19 protein-coding genes are annotated in these 25,047 nt (G+C 32.3%); 14 read left to right on the top strand and 5 right to left on the bottom strand.

Features of this window, described 5'->3' with window-relative positions; translation table 11 throughout:
- The first annotated feature begins 170 nt into the window (after positions 1-170).
- From FEM21_RS10050 to FEM21_RS16225, 4 genes are all read left to right on the top strand, one after another.
- Positions 171-695 (top strand): hypothetical protein, encoded by a 525-nt coding sequence (locus tag FEM21_RS10050; protein WP_035660052.1) that lies wholly within the window; start codon positions 171-173, stop codon positions 693-695.
- Between the two features lie 240 nt (positions 696-935).
- A complete protein-coding gene (locus FEM21_RS10040; protein ID WP_035660047.1) occupies positions 936-1,502 on the top strand; it encodes a YdeI/OmpD-associated family protein in 567 nt (188 codons plus the stop codon).
- Between the two features lie 18 nt (positions 1,503-1,520).
- The gene (locus FEM21_RS10035; protein WP_035660045.1) at positions 1,521-2,078 is read left to right on the top strand and encodes a DUF4256 domain-containing protein; all 558 of its coding nucleotides are present in this window, start codon (positions 1,521-1,523) and stop codon (positions 2,076-2,078) included.
- A 38-nt stretch (positions 2,079-2,116) separates the two neighbouring features.
- Complete coding sequence (locus FEM21_RS16225) at positions 2,117-2,827, top strand: DUF3784 domain-containing protein (RefSeq protein ID WP_051627549.1); 711 nt, start codon at positions 2,117-2,119, stop codon at positions 2,825-2,827.
- A 119-nt stretch (positions 2,828-2,946) separates the two neighbouring features.
- On the opposite strand, the gene FEM21_RS10025 is transcribed toward FEM21_RS16225, so the two are convergent.
- Positions 2,947-3,387 (bottom strand): hypothetical protein, encoded by a 441-nt coding sequence (locus FEM21_RS10025; protein ID WP_035660044.1) that lies wholly within the window; start codon positions 3,385-3,387, stop codon positions 2,947-2,949.
- A 186-nt stretch (positions 3,388-3,573) separates the two neighbouring features.
- Here FEM21_RS10025 and FEM21_RS10020 point away from each other — a divergent pair, with 186 nt between their 5' ends.
- The 10 genes from FEM21_RS10020 to FEM21_RS09970 all read left to right on the top strand — a co-directional run bounded on the left by FEM21_RS10020 (position 3,574) and on the right by FEM21_RS09970 (position 17,078).
- On the top strand, positions 3,574-4,980 hold the full coding sequence (locus FEM21_RS10020; protein WP_035660041.1) for a DUF1800 domain-containing protein: 1,407 nt from the start codon (positions 3,574-3,576) through the stop codon (positions 4,978-4,980).
- Positions 4,981-5,006: 26 nt separating this feature from the next.
- Positions 5,007-6,173 carry a DUF1501 domain-containing protein gene (locus FEM21_RS10015; RefSeq protein ID WP_051627548.1) on the top strand — a complete coding sequence of 389 codons (1,167 nt, stop codon included), beginning with the start codon at positions 5,007-5,009 and terminating at the stop codon, positions 6,171-6,173.
- Positions 6,174-6,310: 137 nt separating this feature from the next.
- Positions 6,311-7,201, top strand: coding sequence for a DMT family transporter (locus FEM21_RS10010; protein ID WP_035660039.1), 891 nt, complete (start codon positions 6,311-6,313; stop codon positions 7,199-7,201).
- Positions 7,202-7,381: 180 nt separating this feature from the next.
- Positions 7,382-7,660: a DUF2805 domain-containing protein gene (locus tag FEM21_RS10000; RefSeq protein ID WP_035660036.1), complete on the top strand. Its 279-nt coding sequence runs from the start codon at positions 7,382-7,384 to the stop codon at positions 7,658-7,660.
- Positions 7,661-7,751: 91 nt separating this feature from the next.
- Positions 7,752-9,605, top strand: a complete 1,854-nt coding sequence (locus tag FEM21_RS09995; protein ID WP_035660035.1) for a M61 family metallopeptidase — start codon at positions 7,752-7,754, stop codon at positions 9,603-9,605.
- 89 nt (positions 9,606-9,694) lie between these two features.
- Complete coding sequence (locus FEM21_RS09990; RefSeq protein WP_035660034.1) at positions 9,695-10,405, top strand: DUF4369 domain-containing protein; 711 nt, start codon at positions 9,695-9,697, stop codon at positions 10,403-10,405.
- Positions 10,406-10,563: 158 nt separating this feature from the next.
- Positions 10,564-14,631, top strand: coding sequence for a response regulator (locus FEM21_RS16775; protein WP_051627547.1), 4,068 nt, complete (start codon positions 10,564-10,566; stop codon positions 14,629-14,631).
- Positions 14,628-15,440 carry a CheR family methyltransferase gene (locus FEM21_RS09980; protein ID WP_035660033.1) on the top strand — a complete coding sequence of 271 codons (813 nt, stop codon included), beginning with the start codon at positions 14,628-14,630 and terminating at the stop codon, positions 15,438-15,440. Before FEM21_RS16775 ends, FEM21_RS09980 begins: the two co-directional genes overlap by 4 nt.
- Positions 15,437-16,000 carry a chemotaxis protein CheB gene (locus FEM21_RS09975; protein ID WP_035660032.1) on the top strand — a complete coding sequence of 188 codons (564 nt, stop codon included), beginning with the start codon at positions 15,437-15,439 and terminating at the stop codon, positions 15,998-16,000. The genes FEM21_RS09980 and FEM21_RS09975 overlap by 4 nt, the downstream gene beginning before the upstream one ends.
- On the top strand, positions 15,987-17,078 hold the full coding sequence (locus tag FEM21_RS09970) for a sensor histidine kinase (RefSeq protein WP_035660030.1): 1,092 nt from the start codon (positions 15,987-15,989) through the stop codon (positions 17,076-17,078). The genes FEM21_RS09975 and FEM21_RS09970 overlap by 14 nt, the downstream gene beginning before the upstream one ends.
- Before the next feature lie 42 nt (positions 17,079-17,120).
- Here FEM21_RS09970 and FEM21_RS09965 read toward each other — a convergent pair whose 3' ends face one another.
- The 4 genes from FEM21_RS09965 to gyrB form a co-directional block, all read right to left on the bottom strand.
- Positions 17,121-18,584, bottom strand: coding sequence for a T9SS type B sorting domain-containing protein (locus FEM21_RS09965; protein WP_081824673.1), 1,464 nt, complete (start codon positions 18,582-18,584; stop codon positions 17,121-17,123).
- A gap of 182 nt (positions 18,585-18,766) precedes the next feature.
- The gene (gene secDF, locus FEM21_RS09960) at positions 18,767-21,733 is read right to left on the bottom strand and encodes a protein translocase subunit SecDF (protein ID WP_035660025.1); all 2,967 of its coding nucleotides are present in this window, start codon (positions 21,731-21,733) and stop codon (positions 18,767-18,769) included.
- 224 nt (positions 21,734-21,957) lie between these two features.
- Positions 21,958-22,893 carry a malate dehydrogenase gene (gene mdh, locus FEM21_RS09955; protein ID WP_035660023.1) on the bottom strand — a complete coding sequence of 312 codons (936 nt, stop codon included), beginning with the start codon at positions 22,891-22,893 and terminating at the stop codon, positions 21,958-21,960.
- Between the two features lie 90 nt (positions 22,894-22,983).
- Positions 22,984-24,927: a DNA topoisomerase (ATP-hydrolyzing) subunit B gene (gyrB, locus tag FEM21_RS09950; RefSeq protein WP_035660020.1), complete on the bottom strand. Its 1,944-nt coding sequence runs from the start codon at positions 24,925-24,927 to the stop codon at positions 22,984-22,986.
- Between the last annotated feature and the right edge of the window lie 120 nt (positions 24,928-25,047).

Here is a 25,047-nt window from a genome sequence, read left to right as displayed (position 1 = left end):
TGTGCAAACATAGGATGACAAGATTGAGAATAAAAAATTGTTTTAAAACGTTCTTTAACACAAACCAAAACCGCACAGTTTGTCATTCCGACAAAGGAGGAAACTCCGCAATACTTTTCTGTTCAGATTGACTTAAGTAAAGTAAAAACAAACCATCAAACAAAATAATCATGAAAAAAATCATTTACTTCATTTCACTTTTGCTCATCAATATTTCACTTTTTAGCTGTTCATCTGATGATGATTTAAACTATCAAAGTGATTTCGAAAAAAGTAAAAATACTTGGATAGATTTTAAAGCTTCATCTAACAACTCGTATCAATATGTAGTAACCGGAAGTTCTTTTCTTATATCTAGTAGATGGGAAACGACAATAACAATATCTAACGGAGTTGTAATTCAACGGGATTTTGAATATTTAGGCGCACCAGAATATTTTCCTAAAGCGGAATTAAAATGGACTGAAAATGAAAACGAAATAAATAGTCACCAAAATTCATTCGCCGCAAGTCCGTTGACATTAGACGAAATTTATGCTAAGGCAGAAAATGATTGGTTGATTAAACGAAAAAATACAACCACTTATTTTGAAACTAAAAACAATGGATTAATTTCAACTTGTGGATACGATACAAAAGGATGTATGGACGATTGCTTTACTGGTATAACGATAAAAAGTATTACAAGCCTGTAAAATAATATGAACTAAAAAATTAAAAATAACTACCCAAAAGTTACAAATGACAACTGCGAAGTTACAACTGTCTCTGGAAAAGTTACAATTGTCTTTGGAAAAGTTGCAACTGCCTTTGGAAAAGTTAAAACTACCTCTGGAAAAGTTAAAACTGATCTTGGAAAAGTTGCAGAAGGTCTTGAGCATTTTGCAGAAACCTTTGAGTAAATTGCAACAGACAATCAAAAGTCAAAAAACACCATGAACGAAAAACCTACACTGTACTTTAAAAACGCTTCCGAATGGAGAGCCTGGTTACATGAAAACCATAGCAGTCACAAGGCGGTGTATTTAATTTTTTACAAAGTAGCACACGAAGCAGAAAGCATGCGTTGGGAAGAAGCTGTCAAAGTGGCTATTTGTTACGGTTGGATCGATTCGACAGTAAAAAAACTGGATGATGACCGAAGACAACAGCTTTTTACACCCAGAAAAGACAAAAGTGTCTGGAGCAAAATCAATAAAAATTATATTGAAGATTTAATTGCTGGCAATTTAATGCACGAAAGTGGTTTGAAAAAAATTGAAATCGCTAAGAAAAACGGTTCTTGGGAAAGCTTAGACGCTGTCGAAAACTTAGAAATCCCGGAAGATTTACAAATCGCTTTTGCTCAAAATCCAGTTGCTTTTTCTAATTATGAAAACTTCAGTAAATCGTATCGAAAAAATTATTTATATTGGTTGAACCAAGCAAAACGACTAGAAACCAGACAATCCAGAATTACTCAAATCATCGATTTGTGCGATCGAAATTGTAAAATGAGATAATAAACAACAGTAAAAAATATGAAAAGTAAATTATCATCAACAGATACAGAATCTTTACTAGCTATACTAAAAGAACGTTTTGAAAAAAATCAAAATCGTCATGAAGGAATGGAATGGAATAAAGTACAAACCAAATTAGAAGCTAATCCTGAGAAACTTTGGTCAATCATGGAAATGGAAAGAACAGGCGGCGAACCGGATGTTGTCGCTTATGATAAAAATACTAATGAATACCATTTTTATGATTGTTCAGCCGAAAGCCCAAAAGAACGCAGAAGTCTTTGTTATGACCGTCAGGCACTAGATGCTCGAAAAGAAAACAAACCTAAAAATAGCGTTATTGATTTGGTTACCGAAATGGGAATTTCGCTTTTATCAGAAACACAATACAGAGAATTACAAAAACTAGGGAAATTCGATACCAAAACATCAAGCTGGATTGAAACGCCTGCTGATATTAGAAAATTAGGCGGAGCTATTTTTGCTGATTTCCGTTATGGAAATGTATTTGTCTATCACAATGGCGCCGAATCTTATTATGCTGCCAGAGGATTTCGTGGCGCTTTAAAAATCTAGACTATTTCGAAATTTTATTAATAAATAAACCTCAAAATATGATGTACACTTTAATTGGAATGAGCTTACTTTTTATCACAATAGGCTTTATTGTTACCGAAAGGAATGCCAAATACTTACTTGCAGGATATAACACGATGAGTATTGAAGAACGCAAAAAAGTAGATATAAAAACGTATTTGGCTTATTTTAAAAAGTTTCATGTTTTTTTAGGATTATCCTTTTTCCTGATTGGAATGGTATTAATCTATTCTGGTTACGAAAATGAAATCAGTATTTTCATTGTTGCTTATCCTATTTTGGCTTATATCTATTTCATTTTTAGAAGCACTAAATATTTTGATTCCAAAAAAAATAAGATTACTACCTACATTGTAGCAGCAGCTTTGCTCTTTATTATTGTCATGTTTATGCGTGATTTTAAAGAAACCAAACTCATTTTGCACGCAAACGCTATTGAATTCAAGGGAGGTTATGGCGAAATAATTCCGTTAAAAGCTATAAAAACAATTGAATTAATCCATGACCAGCCCAAAATTACCCGAAGAACGAATGGATTTTCTGCCGGAAATATCAAAAAAGGTTTTTATAAAACCGACAAAGGCGAAGTCGTAAAACTAATTATAAATGCCGACACAAAACCTTATATTTTGATTACCAAATTAAATGGTAAAAAAGTGTATTATTCTTCAAAGGAAGAGCCCAATGAAAAATTATTCGAAATGATTAAAGTTGCTCAAAAAAACTAAAATCAATTTCGTTGAAGATTTTTGATTAACGATTCTAGATTTTAGATCTGTTCAGAACATAAAATCTGAAATCCAGAATCGTTAATCTGCATTCTAAAATCAACTATTTATTATTCTTATTAAAGTCCTAATCTCACACTAGGAACAGGAACTCCCACACCTATTTGTGTGTTTACAGATGTTTTGCTTGGCACTCTTTGATAAGCAGGTCGGTCGTATTGATAATAGTAAAATGAAGCATGATTATAAAAACCATCACTATGATGACAATGGGCATCACAATGATAATAATGCTCAGCATAAGCTTCTTTCTTACTCGCAATATAAGCACGATAGGCTTCTTTATTTTTGCGTTTCAATTCTTTTTCGTAGGCTTTTTGCTCTTTCCAAAAAGCTTTTTCTTCGGCTTTAGTTTTAGCAGTAAAACTTAAATCAGCTTTTGCATCTTCAATACCTCTTTGTTTGTAATAGGCATTTATATCCGTTTTACTTTCCTGCGCTTGTACTGTTACAATTGCACCAAAGAAAAGTAATGCTGCTAATGTTTTTATCGTTTTCATAATTTTTAATTTTAGTTATCGTTATATTTAGTATGTTCTTTATACTAAGACAACTATAAATAGTTTTACCCTAATTGAAAAATGAATTATTTTTATTAAAAAAGTCCATTAAACCTTTCTAACTTTTTAACATCTTAATTTTTAACAACCTAGAAAACAAACCAAAAAAATTAAAACCTACATATTATGAATAGTCATTCCCTCTGGTCCCTCCGTTTAGGCTTTTCCAACAAGCAAGCTACAGCCATCGAAAAAATGGGAATTGCTAAATTTCTTGATGCCTCATTCAAGTTGGATTTTGACAATAGTCTTCCTGATTTTTTAAATGAAAGTCCAAAAACAACAGCTGATTTTCGCGAACGCCGGGAAAAATATAAAACCTTAAACACAGAACAAAAAAGGGAAATTCAAAAAGAAATTCAAAAACAAGACGGACAAACTTCTCTTGAGATGAAATCCTGGTGGATTGAGAAAATGATGAATGAAAATTATCCGTTGCGTGAAAAAATGACGGTCTTTTTACACAATCATTATGTATCAACTTATCAAAAAGTAAAAGTAAACTACTGGCTTTTTGAACACAATCAGCTCCTTAGAAAAAATGCTTTTGGAAATTTTAGAGAATTAACAAAAGCTATTCTAAAAAGCAATGCCATGTTACGTTATCTGGATAATACCGATAATCGAAAAGGAAAAATCAACGAGAATTTAAGCAGGGAATTACTCGAACTTTTTACTATTGGCATTGGCAATTATACCGAAGATGATATTAAAAACGGTGCCAAAGCGCTTGCAGGATTAAGTCCCGGAGATAATGGCGGAACATACAGAGAAAAATTAAGAGACACTTCTGAAATTGTATATCTGGGCAAAAAAGGAAACTTTAAATCAGATGACATTGTTGATATTATTTTCGAACAAAAAAACAGTCCGTATCTTTTTACTAAAAAAATTCTGCAATGGTTTGTTTATGATAATCCGCCAGAAAAATTAGTGACTTATTATGGTGATTATTTTAGAAAAAAAGACTTTGAAATACAACCTTTATTAGAAAAAATTTTCACCGAAGAATTTGATAAACAAACTGCTGGTTCGAAGATTAAAAATCCTTTAGAATATAACCTTCAATTGCTGGCAGAACTGCATATTGATCCAAAAAACAGCAGACCAATAGTCGCTTTTCTCAAAAGTCAGGGTATGGATTTATTCAATCAGCCCAATGTAAAAGGCTGGGAAGGCGGAAAATCCTGGCTGACTTCGCAAATCTATTTGCAGCGTAATAACATTGCCGATTTATATTGCAGCGGAAAAGAAAATTTCAACCAAAAAGCAATTGCAAATATGATGGATTCGACAATGAATAATTCGAAAGTCAGAAAGACTTCTATTCATTTAGACTGGAAAAAAGGAACTAATAAACAAATTATCAGTCAATTATCAGATCGATTACTATTTAAAGTAGATGAAGAAGCTCAAAAGGATTTTGAAAAAATTTTAAAATACGATTTCAATCCCGAAGCTGAAAATGCTGATCAGGCGGTGATTCGTCTTTTTAACGCTATGGTCAAAGAACCTGAATTTCAATTAATTTAAATGTAAGTTATAAAACCTATTTGATTATGAACAGAAGAAATTTTTTATCGCTTACAGGAACATTAACAGGCGGAAGCTTGTTACTTCCTAATTTTTTATTCTCTTATGGTTTTCAAAAAAATCTGATTATAGGAGAACAATGCCTTGTTTTTGTACAACTCAACGGAGGAAATGATGGTTTGAACACTTTTATTCCTTTTGATGATCCTTTATACTATGATTTACGCCCAAAAATTGCCATTACGAAAGATGATGTTATTTCGAAAACAAAAGGTATGGGATTTCATCCATCTTTAGCCGGATTTGCTCAAATGCAGCAAAACGGAGATTTATCGGTAATTCAGAATGTAGGTTATCCTGAACCCAATCGTTCACATTTTAGAAGTCAGGAAATTTGGCAAACCGCTACTGATTCGAATAAATATATCAACGAAGGCTGGCTGGGTCGTTATCTTGATTTACAATGTGTAACGCATACTCCCACAGCAGGAATCAACATTGATTCTATTGATAATTTATCACTAAAAGGAGATAGTCCTAACTCGATTACCGTAAAAGATCCGGACCGATTTAAGATTAAAAAACAAAAAGAGGAAACGGGTGTATTATCTGAGAATTCCTCATTGGATTTTGTTCGAAAAGTAGCCAATTCAGTCTTAGAAGGTTCAGATGAAATCCAAAAAGCATTGACACAATCAACTACAGAAATTAGTTATCCAAAAACTGCTTTAGGCAAAAATCTGGAATGGATTGGACGTTTGATAAAAGGAAATCTGAATTCAAAAGTGTATTATACTTCTCAGGGCGGTTATGATACGCACGACAATCAGCTGGCAATTCAGGGAAATAAATTCAAAGAACTGGACGGAGCTATTTATAGTTTTTATCAGGATCTAAAGCAGGCTAATTTACTTCAAAATGTAACTATTGTTGTTTTTTCTGAATTTGGACGAAGAGTAAAAGACAATGGGAACGGAACGGATCACGGAACTGCTGCCCCTATGTTTGTCATTGGCGGACAAAACCGCGGAAAAGTAATAGGTAACAACCCTAACCTAGCCGATTTATCGCAAGGTGATTTGAAATACCAAATTGATTTTAGATCCGTATATTCAAGTTTATTAAAAGAAAAAATGGCTTTTGACTACCAAAAAATTGGAATAAAAAATGCTCCGTTACAAGGATTATTTTAGTAGAAAAGATAAAGTCTTTTTTTCGAATACATTACTATAAAAATAACTTTGACTATAAACATATCAATTTTATCTATGTGTAATTTTGAATCGAATTGCTGCTTAGGCTTATTTTTGCAGATTCAAAAAACACAAACATGGTTAAAAATAAAACTTTAAAAGGAGTATTATTAGTAGGATTAGGAGCCAGCAGTTACGGCATGCTGGCTACATTTGTAAAAATAGCTTATCAGGAAGGATATACTACTGCCGAAGTGAGCGGATCTCAATTTACATTAGGACTTTTAGGTGTGCTGATTCTTAATATTTTTTTACAGTTAAAAAAGAAAAGCAGTACTGTAGAAATTTCGAAACAGCAAATTCTAAAGCTTGTTTTAGCAGGAACTTCAATGGGTTTTACGAGTGTTTTTTATTACTTATCAGTACGCTACGTTCCGGTTTCTATTGGTATTGTCTTATTGATGCAAACCGTTTGGATGGGTGTTTTACTCGAAATGCTCTTAGACAAAACCAGACCTTCATTACAAAAAATAATCGCAGTTATTATTACGCTCACAGGAACTGTTCTGGCTACTAATTTATTAAACAGCAGCATTAGTTTAGACTGGCGTGGTTTCTTTTGGGGAATATTAGCAGCAGCGGCATTTACCACAACTATGTTTAGTGCTAACAGAGTAGCTCCCGAAATTTCTTCGATAAGACGTAGTTTTTTTATGCTTCTGGGCGGAACTTTCATTGTAATTGCTTTTGCTTTTATTACACAGGTCACTCCTTTTAATTTTTCTATTTATATGAGATGGGGAATTATTTTGGCATTATTTGGCACCATCATTCCGCCACTTTTATTGAATACCGGTTTCCCGCTTACAGGAATTGGATTAGGAAGTATTGTTTCGGCACTCGAATTGCCTGTTTCGGTTGCTATGGCTTATTTTTTACTGTCTGAAAAAGTAAATGGCTTGCAATGGTTTGGTATTTTTTTAATAATTGCTGCTATTGTTTTGATGAATATTCGTTTAAAAAAATAAGCTCTTTTTTATCAAAAAAACAATGTTCATTCTTAGCTAAATACAATTTTTACGGAAACAAAAATTCACACAAAAAAAATATTTTTTTCAAAAAAGTAATTCTTTTTTTTATTAATATTGACAACTATAACAATTTCATTTTTAATTTAAAAAAACTTATTTAGAATTAATTTTCACGTGATGAAAAAGAGTAACCGTAAAGAACTGACCTGGGAACAAACTGAAAAACTTGTTACATTAGCCCTAGAGGAAAGAAATCCATTTGAAATTATAAAAAAAGAATTTGGATTGGCTGAAAAAGAGGTTCTGGAAATTATGAAAAAAAAGATGCCTCTGGAAAAATTTGAAATGTGGAAAAAGAAAGCGACAGCTACTAAACCTAAGCCTAAGCCTCTCAAAGTAGATGATTTTGATGATGATTTAGATGGAAAGTATTATATCAAAAATAAATTAGACTAAATTTTTAAAAAGCACTCTTAATCATGAGTGTTTTTTTATTTCTCTTTATCTGTTTTCAATTTAGACAAACAGTTCTCAAAAAACAAAAACAATGAAAAAAATAGTATTTGCATTTGCTTTAACTTCGATGCTTTGGAGTTGTAAAACAGTCACCCCAACAGCTAAAGAACAAGTTATTCAGGCTACAATCAATCTAAATGAAGTTAAAAATGATCAGGTTCTCGTTACTGTAAATGCTCCAAAAGTAACTGCTAACGAAATTGTTTATCGTATCCCAAAAACAGTTCCGGGAACTTATTCTGAAGACAATTACGGAAGATATATTGAAGATCTAAAAGCGTACGATAAAAAAGGAAATACATTAGAAGTAAAAAAGCTTGACGAGAATTCCTGGACAATTACTAAAGCAAACACTCTAACCAAAATTACTTATTTAGTAAACGATACTTTTGATACCGAAAAAGGAACTGGTTTTGGCAAAGATGATATTTTTTCGCCTGCAGGTTCTAACATAAATGCTGGTGAAAATTTCATGATCAACACACATTGTTTTATTGGTTATTTTGACAATTTTATGGTAACTCCTTACCAATTAACGGTAAATCATCCGGCTAATTTATGGGGAAGCACTTCAATGACTGATCAGGACAACAGCACTACAACTGATTATTTTGTTACTTCACGCTACGCCGAATTAGTAGAAAATCCTATTATGTATTCGAAACCGGATTACACTACGTTTAACGTAGATGGAATGGATATACAAATTAGCGTTTATTCGCCTACAGGAAAATATACTGCCGAGAGTATTACTCCTGAAATGAAAACCATGATGACGGCTCAAAAACACTTTTTAGGCAAAATCAATGCTACTAAAAAATATTCTGTTCTTTTATATTTATCAAGTATGAAAGAAGATGATGCGCATGGTTTTGGTGCGCTTGAACATCCTACCGCTACGACAGTAGTTTTGCCGGAAGTAATGGAAAAAGACGAATTAGTAAAAACAATGATGGATGTAGTTTCTCATGAATTCTTTCATATTGTAACACCACTAACAATTCATTCTAAAGAAATTCAGGATTTTGATTACAATGCTCCTAAAATGTCTGAACATTTATGGATGTACGAAGGCGTTACAGAGTATTTTGCTAATCTGTTCCAAATCAATCAGGGCTTAATTGACGAAGCGGATTTCTACAACAGAATAGCCGAAAAAATTGATGAAGCCTCAACATTAAACGATACCATGCCGTTTACTGAAATGAGTACTAATGTATTAAAGCAGCCATATAAAGATCAATATTTGAATGTGTACCAAAAAGGTGCTTTGATAGGAATGTGTATCGATATCATCATTCGCGAAAAAAGCAATGGCGAAAGAGGAATTCTTGATTTAATGCAAAAATTATCTAATGAATATGGCGTTTCTAAAGCATTCAATGATAACGAACTTTTTAATAAAATTACTGAACTGACTTATCCTGAAGTAGGCGATTTTTTAAAAACATACGTTGCAGGAAGCACTCCTATTCCGTATGAATTTTATTTAGCCAAAATAGGTTTAACAAAATCGAACAAACAAGTTCCGGATGCTGTTTTTATTAAAGGAAAAACACCTTATATTTCAGTAAATCCGGATACGAAAGAAATCATTGTAATCCCAAATATGGAGCTGAATGAGTTTTTTACTAGTCTTGGATTAAAAGGCGGAGATGTTATCCTTGAAATCAACAACATTGCTTACAATTATGATAATATTTACGACATGATTAACGAAAGTGATAAATGGACAGAAAACGACATTGTTAATGTAAAAATTAAGCGTTCAGGAAAAGAACAAGTACTAAAAGGAGCCATCAAATTACCTCATCAGCAAAAAGTACATATCGAAGTTACTGATGCTTCTAAAAAACAATTGAAAGATGCCTGGCTGAAAAAATAATTTTCTCAAAAACCAATTTTAAAACAGTATCCAACCATTGTTTTGCTTTTCAAGTATTTTATTTACTTTGCACCAAATATTACTGACCAATGAAAAAATCAATTCTTGCATTTGTAACCATACTATTAATGGCTTCGTGCAACAAAAAAGAATCTAAAGGAAATTTACAAATTTCCGGAAATGTAAAAGGATTAAAAGAAGGTACTTTGTATATTCAAAAGTTTGTAGACACGGCTTTAGTTGCTATAGACACCATCAAAATTGACGGAAACTCTCATTTTGAAAGTCAGATCGATTTAAAGTCTCCCGAAATGCTTTATCTTTTTCTGGATCGGGGCGTTAGTAATTCATTAGACAACAATCTGATGTTTTTTGCTGAACCAGGAATTATTAACATCGAAACTAACTTAGATGCTTTTTTGTCTGATGCAAAAATTACGGGTTCAACAAATCATAAACTTTATGAAGAATATAAAAAAACAACTTCTAGATACAAGGATGAAAATTTAACTTTGATTGAACAAAAATTCAAAGCAATTAAACGAAAAGATCCTATAGCAATTGATAGTTTAAACAAATTACAGGATTTAAACCTGAAACGTAAATATTTGTTCGCAGTTAATTTTGCAATAAATAATAAAGATCACGAAATTGCTCCTTACATTGCCCTTGCCGAAGTTTACGATATTAACATCAAATATTTAGATACTATCCAAAATTCAATGACGCCAAAAGTGGCTCAGTCATTTTACGGTAAAAAATTGACCGAATATGTTAATAACATCAAAAAATCCAACTAACTTTTAAATTAAAAAAGTAAAATAATAAAAGCATTTCAACTATATTTGAAATGCTTTTTTGTTTATCTTATCTAAAAAATACCCCCGAATATATTTTAAATACGAAAACAAATTATTCAAAATAAAGTAAACACATTATTTTTCTAACCTACTGCATTATGTGGAAAAAATTATCTTTTAAAAAGCAATTAGTTCTAATTCTTTTAATCCCCATTTCTGGCTTAATATACTTCACTGTTTTAAATATTGAAAGTACTTATCAAAAATATTCCAGAATAGAAAACAGCATTCAAAGAATTGAACAAATTGCTGTTTTTTCCGAAGGAATAATGCTTATCAATAATGAGAAAACATTAAGCGAATATTCAAAATTTGATCCTAATAAAAAAGTAGATTTCAAATTAAGAATGGCAAAAACACTCGAATGGATTTCTGAAACAAATACTAATGATAGTATTGTTGCCAAAAATGTTAGAGAAGCTAAAAAAATCCTGAACGACATTCATTACAATGCCGAAAACAAAGCAATATCTACTTTAAAAACTTACAATAAATACACCGCTTTAAACAATATATTCAATAATTTAATTGATCGGGAAATTGTAAATTGTGATAATGCACAAGTAGCCCGACTTGCTAATAATTTTAAATCTTATATCGATTCAAAATCAGCGGCTAATTTAATTCGTGGATTAATTTTCACTAAACTAACAGATGACACCATTCATAGCGATTTAAATGGCTATTATGACAACATAAGAAATTTAAATAAAAACACTGATTTTAAATTAGAGAATTATAACGATCTTCATATCAATGATGAAATCATTCGATTTAAAAAATCAGCCGAATTCCAATCGTTTTTAAGTACTTCTGAAGCCATCTTAAACAATACAAAAAAAGTAACACCCGATGCCTGGTGGAATCAGTCTACTACCGTAAATGATAAGTTAAATACTTTAAAAATTAAAAAGCTTAACCATATTATTGAATTAGCCAAACATGAAAAAGACATCACAATTATAAGTACAATTGTAGCCATATTTTCATTTGTATTATTATTAATCACAACGGCAATTTTAGTTTACAAATTAATTTCAAATACATCGAAATCATTAAATATAGTCGCAACAAAAATTGAAAAAATTTCTTTAGGATATACTGATTTCCAACATACACTTACAGGAAATATAGAACTTGATTCTATCAGGGAATCTATAAAAAAATTAGTTAGCGCTATTAAAGAACAAATTAATTTAGCTTCTAAAATTAGTTCTGGGAATTTTGGCGAAACCATAGTAATCCGAAGTGATTCTGACACTTTAAATCAGTCATTAAATAATATGTCATTAGAATTAAAGCGTTTTGATGATGAAGCTGCTGAAAATCATTTACTCGAAAAAAATGTTATTGAAGTAAATAATACAATCATTAATTCAGAAAACATATATGATTTCGGTAGTAAATTAAGCCAACTTTTAAGCAATCAAACTAATGCTTGTCAGGCAACTTTTTATAGTATTGATTACATCGAAGACAAAGACAATTTAATAAAAATTGGCAGTTATGCTGATGATAACAATAGCCCAAAAACAATTGCTTTTGGCGAAGGATTAGTGGGCGAAGCGGCTAAATTTAATGAGCAAAAATGTTTCAATAATTTAACTAATGAGTATTCTTACCTGAGTTCTTCATTAGGAAAATCGGCTATTTACAATATTTTAATTACTCCTATTTCTTATCAGAATTCAGTAATTGGCGTTATCGAAATTGGCTCTTTGAATAACTTTACTGAAACTGACCAAAAATTATTAAACACTTTAAAAGACGCCATAGGAAGCGCAATTGCTGTATTTATTCGAAATGAAGAATTGCGAATTTCAAGCGAAGAAATCAACAAGAAAAACAACATTTTACAAGTTCAGGAAGAAGAGTTACGTCAAAATAACGAAGAACTAAATAAGCATACTTTATTACTGCAACAATCGGAAGAAGAATTAAAAAATCAGGCTGCCGAATTAGAGCAAACTAATGCGTATTTAGAAGAAAAAAGTCGCGAACTTGAAACTAAAAATTACGAAATCGAGAAAAAAAATGATGATCTTATAATAGCTCAGGAAGAGCTGAATGTAAAATCAGAAGAAATTGCGCAGGCAAGTAAATATAAATCAGAGTTTTTAGCTAATATGTCGCATGAATTGCGAACGCCTTTAAACAGTATTTTAATTCTTTCGGATATTTTAAAAGACAATACTTCCGGAAATTTAACAAATGCGCAATTAGAAAATTTATCGGTAATTAATACTTCCGGAAAAGATTTATTAAACCTGATTACTGATATTCTTGATATCTCTAAAATTGAAGCTGGAAAAGTCGAAATCTATCCTGAAAATACGGTTACAGAACGAATATTATCGGATATGGATGGTCTTTTTAGAGCCCAAATGAACAAGAAAGAGATTGATTTTAAAACCTCAATTACTGAAGACTGTCCTAGAGAAATTTACACTGACATAGGTAAAATTGAACAAATCCTTAAGAATTTCTTATCTAATGCTTTGAAATTTACTCCAAATGGTGGAATTGTAGAAATGAACTTTTCTACACCAAAAAGCAATTGGGAGTTTACAAATCCTAAATTAGCTTCTATTGATAACAGCCAAATTTTAGCCATAGAAATAAAAGACAACGGTATAGGAATATCCGAAGAAAATAAGAAAAAATTATTCCAAAGTTTCCAGCAGGCTGATAGTTCAACAAGTCGAAAATATGGCGGAACCGGATTAGGTTTATATATTTCTAAACAACTTGCCAACTTATTAGATGGTGAAGTTTATTTTGACAGCCAATTGAATAATGGAAGCATTTTTGGTGTCATAATTCCTGTAAATTTTAATCAAGAAAATAATAATTCTTTTGTAGAAAGTACAGAAAGTGCAATTCCGGAAACTATAAAAGATAACACAATAGAATCAGAATATCCAAAAGCGAATGAAGAATTTGTCGATTTATCTGCTGATATTGATGATGATCGTCACAAAGCCGATATTGATGACAAAACCGTTTTAATTATTGAAGACGATCCGTCATTTGCCGAAGTATTACTTCAGGTAGCACATAATAATGGTTTTAAAGCAATTATTGCGCATCAGGGCGAAACTGGTTTTCAATACGCTAAAAAGTACAATCCAAAAGCGATAATTCTGGACATGAAACTGCCAGGAATTGATGGTTGGACAGTCCTAAAATGGCTTAAAGAAGATCCTGAATTAAAGCATATTCCGGTGCATGTAATGTCTGGAATGAAAAGAGAAAAATTAGCTAAAGAAATGGGTGCTTTTGATTTCTTAGTGAAACCTATTACTCCCGAAAAACTTAAAAATGCATTCCTTTCTATTGATGAAGAAATCAATAAAGTTTTTAAAAGAGTACTAATTCTCGAAGACGACGAGAAATTAAATTATTCGATTAAACAATTATTGCACGCTAACGATAAGAATACTATTTGCCTTCAGGCTTATTCAAGAGCTGAAGCTGAAAATATTTTGACTAATGTTGAAATTGACTGTGCCATAATCGATTTAGGCTTACCGGATTCTGATAACGTAAAAGCTATTTCTGAATTAAAGAATATTTCTAAAAACAAAAACATAAAAATCATTATCAATACTGGAAAAACACTTTCGGATGTTGAGCAATTAGAACTCGAAAAAAATGTAGACAGTATTGTAATCAAAACCGATAATGTTACCGAAAGACTGAAAGATGAAATTTTGTTATTTTTAAACAAAGTCGAAACTTCAGAAAATACCAAATATGAAACCGCACCAAATTTAGCCGGAGGCGAAATATTAAAAGATAAAAGCATTTTAATTGTTGATGACGATATTCGAAACATCTACGCTTTATCAGCAGCATTAACCAGCAAAGGAGCTATCATTACAACTGCTTTTAATGGTATTGAAGCTTTAAACACATTACAGGAACATGGGACTTTTGACATTGTTCTAATGGATATTATGATGCCAGAAATGGACGGATTTGAAGCGACTAAGAAAATTAGAGAAAATCCTAAATGGAAAAACCTGCCTATCATAGCCTTGACTGCCAAAGCGATGAAAGGTGATCGTGACGAAATATTAAATGCTGGCGCTTCTGATTATCAGTCAAAACCTATTGATATTCAAAAACTTATTTCATTAATTAGCATTTGGATTTATAAATGATAAAATTAAACGAACTTGACGAATTGCTTTTTACAATAAAAAAGCAATTTGATTACGATTTCAGTGATTACTCTAAAGCTTCAATGCTTAGAAGGGTCAATCGTTTTATGGATATCAATAACATGAAAACCAGTGTCGATTTAAAATTTGAACTCATCAATAATCCTACTATTTTTCAAAACTTTATCAATGAAATTGTCGTAAATGTAAGTGAGTTTTTTAGAGATCCAAGTTTTTTTAAATCTTTACATGAAAAAGTTTTTCCATATTTAGACAGTTATCCTAAAATTAATATCTGGACAGCCGGATGCTCTTTTGGAGAAGAAACCTATTCGTTAAATATTCTTTTGAAAGAAAATAATCTTTTTCCAAAAACAAGAATTTATGCAACTGATATTAGTCGAAATGCCATAGAACAGTCTAAAAAAGGAATTTATGACAACACTAATTTTAAGGATTACACTAAGAATTATTATGAATGTGGAGGAAAAGAATCTTTAAAAAATTACTTTGTTTCTGATGAAAAACATTCGATGATCAATTCAGAATTCAAACAAAATATTTTATTTTCAAATCATAATTTAGTTGCCGATAGCGTTTTTAAAGAATGTCAATTGATTTTATGCCGAAATGTTTTAATTTATTTTAATAGTAAATTGCAAAATAAAGCATTCGAATTATTTTACGACAGTTTGCCTGTACACGGATTTCTGGCAATTGGAAAAAAAGAATCGTTGCGATTTAGCAGTGTTTACGAAAATTTTAAAGAGATTGATCGAGAAGAAAAAATTTATCAAAAAATAAGATGAAACCCGAAATCATAATAATAGGCGGCTCAGCAGGAGCTTTTGATACTATTTTGTCTATTTTAAATAATTTAGACAAAAGCATAGACACCCCTATTGTTATTGTTTTGCATCGTTTAAAAAACAGTAATTCTTCTTTTGAATCTATTTTACAAAGAAGTACTCATTATACAGTCAAAGAAATTGATGATAAAGAAAAAATAGAAAAAGGTTTTATATATACCGCTCCTGCCAATTATCATTTGCTTTTAGAAGAAAATTATACTTTTTCGTTGGATGTATCTGAACTTGTTAATTTTAGTCGGCCTTCGATTGATATTACTTTTGAATCTTTTTCGATATTATTGAAAGAAAAATGCTGCGGAATTTTACTTTCAGGTTCTAATCATGATGGAGCAATTGGATTAAAAATCATGGCCGAAAACAACGGAAAAACAATCATTCAGGATTGCGACGAAGCTGAATTTGCAATCATGCCCAAAGCGGCAAAAAACATATACAATAAACATCAGGAATTAAATACAAAAGACATTATAAATACATTAAATAATGAATACAATTAAGCATAAGCTATTATTAATAGATGATCAACCTGCAAATTTAATTGCATTAAAAAGTATTTTAGAGAAACACGACCGAGAAATAATCACTTGTAATTCAGGAAACGAAGGATTACAAATATTACTTAAAGAAAAAATATCTCTTATTTTAGTCGATGTTCAAATGCCTGAAATGGATGGTTATGAATTTGTCGAAATCACAAAACAACATCCTACAACGGCTAATATTCCAACCATTTTTGTAACCGCGATAAGTGATGAGGCTAAATATATCAATAAAGCCTACGATTTAGGAGCCATCGATTTTCTATTCAAACCTCTGGTAACTGAAATTACCCGTAAAAAAGTAGAATCGTTCTTAAAAATTTGGGATTACGATCAGGAATTACAAAAACTAAACGAAAAATTAGTTGCTAAAAATGGTGAATTAGAACAATTTGCTAATATAATTGCCCATGATTTAAAAACACCTTTAAACAACATAAAATCCTTAGTCGAATTCATTGAAGAAGAACATTTATTAGACTTAAAAGAAGAAGCAACAGAGCTTTTTGATATGGTAAAATCATCTGCAATGTCGATGTCTAAACTAATTGATGATTTATTGTTTTATTCGAAAAACGTTGAAAATAATGAAGGAAAAGAAGCTATTTCTATTCTTAACGAAGTCAATGCCGTTATTAAATTACTTAATCCTAATAACAATATTAGAATAGCAAAAGAAAATCTGAATCATAAAATTAATTTTCAATCGGTAGCATTCAAACAGATTATTCAAAATTTATTATCGAATGCTATCAAATACAATGATAAAGCCATTACTGAAATCACTATTTCATACAACGAAGAATTAAAGCAAATAGCAATAAGAGACAACGGCCCTGGAATTCCAGAAGGTCAGGCAGAGAAAATTTTCCAGATGTTTTACACGCTCGGAAAATCTTCAAGAGGAGATTCAGGAACCGGAATCGGTTTAAATTTAGTCCGAAAATTAGCTGATAGAAACGAAGTAAAAGTTTATTACAACAGTCAATTTAAAGATGGATCTGAGTTTGTTATTTCAGAATTGCAAACAGCATAAAAAAAAGGAATTGTATAACCATCATACAATTCCTTTTTAGTTTTATCTCTTCAACGCAAAATGAGATTTGAACTCTTTTGCGATACTATCTTCAGTATAATGAACTACAAACCAGTAATCATCTGCTGGCAGAAAATAGCCATTATACGTTCCATTCCAACCATCACCATTGGGACTTATTTGCTTTATAAATTTACCATAACGATCAAATATTCGAATATAGGCAGATGGCTGTGAACTTAGTTCTTTTACATTCCAAAAATCATTAAAACCATCATTATTTGGCGTGAAGAATTTTGGATAATTTATTACCAATATATCATTTTTAGTAATTGGTGAACTACAACCTGCCTGATCAATAACCGTTATTGCATGTGTGCCAGAAGCAACATTTTCAAAAACAGGATTAGCCTGAAAAGGTCCATCGTCTAACTTATATAAATAATCTCCTCCCGCTGTCGTTGCTGAAACAGTTATTATTTGATTATCTACAAATGCCTGTGTTACCGTCCAGGTAAAATCATTAAGCATATTAGATGGTATTACTGTTACCTCTATCGTTTGTGGAGCTGCGCATTGACCTGCATCTGGAGTAAAGGTATAAGTATCCGTATTCATATCATCAATTACAGCAGGATCCCAAGTTCCTGTTACACCTCTTGGAGAAGTGGTGTCTAAATTAGGTGCTCCACTTCCTGAACAAATAGTAAAATCACTAAAACCAGGATTATCCGGATTTACTACAATGTTCATTGTTTGCGTTGTCGCACATTCATTTGCATTTGGAGTAAAAGTATAAGTTCCGCTAGCTGTATTACTAACCACAGCCGGAGACCATGTTCCGTTAATTCCTTCTAACGAACTTGAAGGCAACACTGGAGGAGTATCTCCAGAACAAACAGGACCAATTTGATTAAATGTTGGAGTTGCTAATGTTGAACATGTCGTTCTACAACTAGCTGAAAGTGTTCGATTAGCCACACATGAAGGAGCACCAACAGCAGTAACTGTAAAGACAACTGTCTGCCCTTCAGAAAGCCCGCTAACAGTAAAACTGCTTGGAGATGTTTGCGTTCCTGTTATTGGAGTTCCTCCCGCAATAGTATAACTATAATCAAATCTAGTTTGCCCAACATTAGAAAAATCAAAATTAACAGAACTAGTTGTCACGCCTGCACAAAATAATTCAAATTGCTTATTCACATTAACCGTAATCGCTTTTCGAGGAGAACTTTCAATTCCTGCAATAGTTTGAGTGACATAATAGCTAGTAGTGCCAGCGGATGAAGTTGAAGGCGTTGGCGCAGTAGATGAACCTGTTCCACCTGTAGCATCTTGATACCATAATAAATTATCACCTCCGGCTGTTAGCTGACTTGCAGAATCACCAATACAATAATAATAAACAGAAGTACCTGTCGGTTGAGGAGTTTGAGCAAAAACACTAGAACCAATTAACAAATGAAGTAAGCAAACAAAGACAAATAAAAGTAGGTTCTTTTTCATTGTTTAAATTTTAAATAGACTAAGATTCGGGGGTAATACTATTATAGAGTAAATATATTAAAAAAAGTAGCTTTTGATAAAATATATTGCGAAATATAAACCGTTTTAAAAAAATCAGCGAATTAATCCCAAAAAAAAGACCCAACTTATGTTGGGTCTTAATTATATAATAAAAAGATAAATTATGCTGCAGCTTCGTGCTGTTTTTCAACAGCTTCTTTCTCTTCTTTAGAAATTGTATCAACCAATACTGGTGTCGCAATAAATAATGAAGAATAAGTTCCAACAATAATACCTACTAACATTGCAAAGATAAATCCTCTGATTGATTCTCCTCCAAAAAGGAACATTGTCAATAAAACGATAATCATCATTAATGAAGTATTTAATGTTCTTGATAAAGTAGTATTTACAGAAGCATTTACAATACTTTCGAAAGTTCCTTTACGTTTCCCTAAAATAAACTCTCTCACCCTGTCATATACAATTACGGTATCATTCATAGAATAACCAATAACGGTAAGAATCGCAGCGATAAAGTGTTGGTCCATTTCCATGTGGAAAGGCATGAATTTATAACATAAAGAGTAAATTCCTAATACAAAGATTACGTCATGCGCCACAGCTGCAATCGCACCTAATGAATATTGCCATTTACGGAAAGAAACAATTAAGTATAAGAAAATAGCTGACATTGCTCCAAGAACTGCCCAGTATGAGTTTGTTTTAATATCTTCAGAAATAGAAGCACCAACTTTAGAAGATTGTAATACACCTACTTTTTTACCATCAAAAGTATTGATGAATTTATCATAAGATGTATTTGGGTAATATTTAGATAAAGCTTTGTATAATTTCTCGTTTACTTCTTTATCAACAGCAATACCGTCTTCTTTAATTTTATATTTAGTTGTGATTTTCAACTGATCGTCATCACCTAAAATTTTAGCTTCAACCGGAGTTCCAAAAGCAGCTGATAATTCATCTGAAACCACAGTCGCATCAACTGGTTTCTCAAATTTCACCTGGAATGTTCTTCCTCCAACAAAATCTACACCTTCATCTAATCCGTTAACGAAGAAGATTGACGTAAAACTTACAATAACTACTAATGAAGAGAAAACATACGTAAATTTCTTCACCTTGATAAAGTCATAATGGAAATTAGTAAACCAATTTTTAGTGATGTTTGTAGAGAAAGTCAAATCAGCTTTTCCAAGAATATTTTTATCAATAAAAATTCTGGCAATAAAAATTGACGTAAACAATGAAGTTGCAATACCAATAAGTAATGTTAAAGCAAAACCTTTAATTGGTCCTGTTCCAAAGATAAATAAGATAGCTCCAGTTAAAACGTGAGTTACGTTAGCATCAATAATAGAACGCATTGCTCCGTGCCATCCGTAAGATGCAGTAACTGCTTCAGAAAGTGATTTTCCTTCACGTAATTCTTCTTTTGCTCTTTCGTAAATAATAATGTTAGCATCCACTGCAGTACCTAATGTTAATACGATACCTGCAATACCCGGTAATGTAAGCACAAAACCAAAACTTGCCATAATTCCGAATAAGAAAAGTAAGTTTAATAATAATGCCAAGTTAGCATACCAACCCGCTTTACCGTAATAGAATACCATCCATAAACATACTAAAAACAATCCTACGATTGAAGAGTTCATACCAGCATCAATTGAAGCCTGACCTAAAGATGGTCCTACAACCGTTGATTGAACAATATCAGCAGAAGCCGGTAATTTACCTGCATTTAATACGTTTGCTAAATCTTTAGTTTCAGTAATATCAAATGATCCTGAAATTTCTGATCTTCCTCCGGCAATAGGTCCGCTAGATACACCTGGCGCAGAATATACTACATTATCTAAAACAATAGCAATATTACTTTTTTGAGTATAAGCTCTTCCTGTTAATTCTTCCCATACCTTCGCTCCATGTCCGTTCATTTGCATTGAAACAGATGGTTTCCCCATTTGATCAAAAGTATCTTTAGCATCAGTAACAACACTTCCTAACATAGCAGGAGTATTATCTCTGTTTCCTCTTAAAGCATATAATTCAACTACTTCAACCTCTTTTTCTTTAGCATCTTTTATTTTTGTTGCTTTACCCCAAACAAATTTCGCATAACGCAATTCGGCTGGTAACAAAATTTTGATGTCTTGTCTTTTAAAATATCCATTGATTGTAGCGGTATCTTTTGGAGAGAAAAGACCTAAAACAGGTCCTCCACCCTGACCAACCATTTTGTCAAGTAATGGGTTATTTCCTTTTTTAGTAGCAGCAGAATCTTTAGTATCTGTTAATAAAGCGCTCAATGAATCCTTAACAACAGCTTTAGTCTCAGTTTTAGCAACTTCAGTTTTCTTTAATGCCTCGTTAGCAGCCATTAAAAAGTTTCCAACTTCATCAATTTTGTAAGTTTCCCAAAATTCAAGTTGTGCTTTACCTCCTAATAATTTCTTAATTCTATCTACATCTTTAGCTCCCGGAAGTTCTACAAGAATTCTTCCCGTTTCTCCTAATTTTTGAATATTAGGCTGAGTTACACCAAATTTATCAATACGCTCTCTTAATACTTTGTAAGCACTTTCGATAGATTCATCAACTTTTCTTTTGATAACTTTCTGAACCTGAGCATCTGACATTTGATAATCAACACCACCTTCACCTTGCAATGATCTGTTTGCAAAAATATCTGGCGAAGCTAGTTTTACTGATCCTTTTGAATTAGCGTCAAAAGCTTCAAAAAACTTATTTAAATAGGTTTTGTTTCCTTCTAAATTAGCACTTGCATCTGCTAATGACTTATTAAAAACAGGGTTTTTAGAGTTATTTGCTAAACCTTTCAAAACGTCTTTAATAGAAATTTGAAGAATTACGTTGATTCCTCCTTCTAAGTCAAGACCTTTATTAATTTGTTTGTTTTTTACTTCATCATAAGTAAAAAAGTCAAGAAACACTTTTTCTTTACCAATAGAGTCTAAATATTTTAACTCTTTATCAGGATTATCTCCTGCAAAAGCTTTAGCCTCTTCCTTGACATTATTTGCCACAAAAGTGAACGAAAGTTGGTAAATACTTACCAATGCAAATAGAATTGCAAAAAATTTAATAAGTCCTTTATTCTGCATTATTACTAAAAATTAATTATTTTAAATTTATTATTTTATGTTAGTTACTTATAAACAATGTTTTAGCCATTTTTAATCTAAAAAAAGAAAAAACAAATAAAGCCAAATATTTTTTAAACCGAGCAAATATATAATTCTGGTTAAGATTAACCAATTTATTTATTAATTAATCTCAAAAAAAAGACTGCAAAAATTGCAGTCTCCAATTTAATATGTAAAAAAAGTTACGCTAAAATCGTTTTCAGCGCATCATTCATTGCTCTAACTGCATCAGCACTCTTAGCAAACAATGCTTTTTCCTTATCGTTCAATTGAATATCTAAAATCTCCTCGACTCCGTTTTTTCCAATAATACAAGGCACTCCTATACAAATATCGTTTTGACCGTACTCGCCCTCAACATATACTGAACAGGCAATCATTCTTTTTTGATCATTTAAAATACTGTCAACCAAAAAAGCTACTGACGCTCCCGGTGCATACCATGCCGATGTTCCTAAAAGACCCGTCAATGTAGCTCCTCCTACCATTGTATCTGCGGCAACTTTTTGCAAAGTTTCTTCAGACAGAAATTGAGAAACCGGAATTCCATTGTAAGAAGCCAAACGCGTTAACGGAATCATAGTCGTATCACCGTGACCTCCTATAACCATTCCCGACACATCATTTGCGGGTTTATCTAGAGCCAAAGACAAATAGGTTCTAAAACGAGAACTATCCAGAATCCCACCCATGCCAATAATTCTGTTTTTTGGCAAACCAGTCGATTTCAATGTCAAATAAGTCATTGTATCCATTGGATTCGAAACCACAATAATGATAGTCTCCGGCGAATACTCTAAAATATTTTCAACTACCGATTTTACTATTCCCGCATTAATTCCTATCAGTTCCTCACGAGTCATCCCCGGTTTTCTGGGAATCCCTGAAGTCACCACCACTACATCACTATTAGCGGTTTTAGAATAATCATTGGTAACTCCCACTACTCGGGTATTAAATCCAGTATCTGTAGCACATTGCATAATATCTAAAGCTTTTCCTTCGGCAAAACCTTGCTTGATATCTAACAAAACTACTTCACTGGCAATTCCTCTATAAGAAATAACATCTGCACAGGTTGCTCCTACGTTTCCTGCTCCTACAATAGTAACTTTCATATTTTAATGTTTATTCGGTTAAGTAAAAATTGATTGATTAATGCTAATCTACAATTTATTAACCAAAATAACCACCAAACGAGCTACTTTTTATGCATCAATATTAGCATAAACAGCATTTTTCTCGATAAATTCTCTACGTGGTGGTACTTCGTCCCCCATTAACATAGAAAACACCTGATCAGCCTCAGCCAAACTATCAATAGTTACCTGACGTAAAGTCCTGAAACTAGGATCCATTGTAGTTTCCCACAATTGCTCTGCATTCATCTCTCCAAGACCTTTATAACGCTGAATAGCGGCACTTCCACCCATTCTTTCGTTAGCCTGATCACGCTGAACATCGTTCCATGCGTATTCTTTCTTGTTTCCTTTTTTAACTAAATATAAAGGCGGAGCAGCAATATAAACGTGTCCCTCTTCGATTAATTCTTTCATAAAACGGAAGAAGAATGTCAAAATCAATGTAGAAATATGGCTACCATCGACATCGGCATCACACATGATAATTACTTTATGGTAACGCAATTTCGAAATATTCAATGCCTTACTATCTTCTTCAGTACCAACAGTTACACCAAGTGCTGTAAATATATTTCGAATCTCTTCGTTTTCAAAAACTTTATGATGCATCGCTTTTTCCACATTCAAAATCTTACCACGTAATGGCAAAATAGCCTGAAAATTACGATCACGACCTTGCTTAGCAGTTCCACCCGCCGAATCTCCCTCGACAAGATATACCTCACATTTTGCAGGATCCTGCTCAGAACAATCGGATAATTTCCCTGGTAATCCACCGCCACCCATTACGGTTTTACGCTGCACCATTTCACGTGCTTTTTTAGCTGCGTGACGAGCCTGAGCCGCAAGAATTACTTTTTGAACAATGATTTTAGCATCATTTGGATTTTCTTCCAAATAATTTTCCACCATCTCACTCACCGCCTGACTTACAGGAGAAACAACTTCTCTGTTTCCAAGTTTGGTTTTTGTTTGTCCTTCAAATTGAGGTTCAGCTACTTTTACCGAAATAATAGCAGTTAATCCTTCACGGAAATCATCTCCTGAAATATCAAATTTTAATTTATCTAACATCCCTGAAGCATCGGCATATTTCTTAAGTGAACGGGTCAATCCCATTCTGAAACCTTGCAAATGCGTTCCTCCTTCGTGCGTATTGATATTATTTACATAAGAAAAAATATTCTCAGAATAACTTGTATTGTAAATCAACGCAACCTCAACCGGAATTTCGGCATTTGGATTATCCATAGAAATTACATGACCAATAATTGGCTCACGATTTCCATCTAAATAACGAATATATTCTTTTAAACCCTCCTGAGAATGAAATATTTCACCAATTGGATTTCCTTTATCATCTAATTCTCTTTTATCACTAAAAGTAATTGTGATTCCTTTGTTCAGGTAAGCCAATTCACGCATACGAGCTGACAAAGTATCATAAGAAAACTCAATAGTTTGCTGAAAAATAGTTGGATCAGGATAAAAAGTAACAATAGTTCCTCTTTTTGAAGTATCACCAATTTGCTTTACAGGATAAAGCGCTTTTCCTCTTTCGTATTCTTGTTGGTACACCTTACCATCACTACTATGAACAGTAGCAATTAAATGATTTGACAAGGCATTCACACAAGAAACCCCAACACCATGCAAACCTCCAGAAACTTTATACGAATCTTTATCGAATTTACCTCCGGCACCAATTTTAGTCATTACAACCTCTAATGCCGAAACACCTTCTTTTTTATGAATTCCTACCGGAATACCACGACCATTATCTTCAACTGTAATAGAACCATCCTCATTGATTGAAACACTAATAGCATCACAATGACCTCCCATTGCCTCATCAATAGAGTTATCTACAACTTCATAAACTAAATGATGCAGTCCTCGAACCCCTACATCTCCAATATACATGGAAGGACGCATTCTTACGTGCTCCATTCCTTCTAATGCCTGAATACTATCTGCTGAATAATTTCCTTTATTGATTTCTTCGCTCATATAATTTATTCTAAAATTGTAATTTTTTGTATAACACGCAAATATATGAAAACCCAAATTATATACCGTACAAAATAGCCTTATTAGCCTTTAAGTTATCAACAAAAAGTGTCAATTTCG

It is taken from the genome of Flavobacterium seoulense, from assembly GCF_000695795.1.
In the GTDB taxonomy this organism is placed as follows: Bacteria; Bacteroidota; Bacteroidia; order Flavobacteriales; family Flavobacteriaceae; genus Flavobacterium; species Flavobacterium seoulense.
The sequence above is the reverse complement of the archived record's forward strand: the minus strand, read 5'-3'. Positions and strand labels throughout refer to the sequence as shown.

Coding starts and splice junctions, on each gene's coding strand:
- FEM21_RS10050 (WP_035660052.1), top strand. CDS start 171: ATGAAAAAAATCATTTACTTCATTTCACTTTTGCTCATCAATATTTCA.
- FEM21_RS10040 (WP_035660047.1), top strand. CDS start 936: ATGAACGAAAAACCTACACTGTACTTTAAAAACGCTTCCGAATGGAGA.
- FEM21_RS10035 (WP_035660045.1), top strand. CDS start 1,521: ATGAAAAGTAAATTATCATCAACAGATACAGAATCTTTACTAGCTATA.
- FEM21_RS16225 (WP_051627549.1), top strand. CDS start 2,117: ATGATGTACACTTTAATTGGAATGAGCTTACTTTTTATCACAATAGGC.
- FEM21_RS10025 (WP_035660044.1), bottom strand. CDS start 3,387: ATGAAAACGATAAAAACATTAGCAGCATTACTTTTCTTTGGTGCAATT.
- FEM21_RS10020 (WP_035660041.1), top strand. CDS start 3,574: ATGAATAGTCATTCCCTCTGGTCCCTCCGTTTAGGCTTTTCCAACAAG.
- FEM21_RS10015 (WP_051627548.1), top strand. CDS start 5,007: ATGAACAGAAGAAATTTTTTATCGCTTACAGGAACATTAACAGGCGGA.
- FEM21_RS10010 (WP_035660039.1), top strand. CDS start 6,311: ATGGTTAAAAATAAAACTTTAAAAGGAGTATTATTAGTAGGATTAGGA.
- FEM21_RS10000 (WP_035660036.1), top strand. CDS start 7,382: ATGAAAAAGAGTAACCGTAAAGAACTGACCTGGGAACAAACTGAAAAA.
- FEM21_RS09995 (WP_035660035.1), top strand. CDS start 7,752: ATGAAAAAAATAGTATTTGCATTTGCTTTAACTTCGATGCTTTGGAGT.
- FEM21_RS09990 (WP_035660034.1), top strand. CDS start 9,695: ATGAAAAAATCAATTCTTGCATTTGTAACCATACTATTAATGGCTTCG.
- FEM21_RS16775 (WP_051627547.1), top strand. CDS start 10,564: ATGTGGAAAAAATTATCTTTTAAAAAGCAATTAGTTCTAATTCTTTTA.
- FEM21_RS09980 (WP_035660033.1), top strand. CDS start 14,628: ATGATAAAATTAAACGAACTTGACGAATTGCTTTTTACAATAAAAAAG.
- FEM21_RS09975 (WP_035660032.1), top strand. CDS start 15,437: ATGAAACCCGAAATCATAATAATAGGCGGCTCAGCAGGAGCTTTTGAT.
- FEM21_RS09970 (WP_035660030.1), top strand. CDS start 15,987: ATGAATACAATTAAGCATAAGCTATTATTAATAGATGATCAACCTGCA.
- FEM21_RS09965 (WP_081824673.1), bottom strand. CDS start 18,584: ATGAAAAAGAACCTACTTTTATTTGTCTTTGTTTGCTTACTTCATTTG.
- secDF (WP_035660025.1), bottom strand. CDS start 21,733: ATGCAGAATAAAGGACTTATTAAATTTTTTGCAATTCTATTTGCATTG.
- mdh (WP_035660023.1), bottom strand. CDS start 22,893: ATGAAAGTTACTATTGTAGGAGCAGGAAACGTAGGAGCAACCTGTGCA.
- gyrB (WP_035660020.1), bottom strand. CDS start 24,927: ATGAGCGAAGAAATCAATAAAGGAAATTATTCAGCAGATAGTATTCAG.